Genomic DNA, 577 nt, shown 5'->3' on the forward strand with positions numbered 1-577 from the left:
GATGCTGCAATACAACATTCGCTGTTTGCCCGTGGTACATGGCAAGCAAGTGAAAGGACTTCTAACGACAACACATTTAGTACATAACCACCGCACGCAGTCTTTGTTCTTAATAGAGAAAATCAAATACGCGAGTTCACTCAACGCGCTGGCGGCGTTGAAAGAAGAACGTCAAACCATTTTCCAAGCGTTGGTGGAAAGCGGTGTGAGTGCGGAAATTCAGGGTCGAGTGATGTCGATGATCATGGACGCTTTCACGCGCCGCATCATCCAGCTCAATGAAGAACTGTTGGGCCCACCGCCATGTGATTACGCGTGGTTGGTTGCAGGCTCTCACGCCCGTAACGAAGTGCACATGCTGTCGGACCAAGACAGTGCGATTGTGCTTTCCGATGACGTCACCGAAGAACATAAACTGTACTTCACTCACCTTGCCATGCGGGTGTGTAATGGTTTGGCGGCGTGCGGCTATCCGCTTTGTGACGGCAAGTACATGGCAGCATCACCAAAGTGGTGTCAGCCAATTCGTCGTTGGAAAGAGTACTATCAGAAATGGGTGGCTAGCCCAGAATACAAC

The 577-nt window shown here is 50.4% G+C and carries 1 protein-coding gene; it reads left to right on the forward strand.

Annotation, left to right across the window (positions count from 1 at the left end; translation table 11 throughout):
- On the forward strand, positions 1-577 hold a 577-nt coding region (locus R7Z49_RS26575; RefSeq protein WP_318112658.1), incomplete at both ends, for a DUF294 nucleotidyltransferase-like domain-containing protein.

This window comes from Vibrio sp. 1562 (assembly GCF_033340155.1).
Taxonomy (GTDB): Bacteria; Pseudomonadota; Gammaproteobacteria; order Enterobacterales; family Vibrionaceae; genus Vibrio; species Vibrio alginolyticus.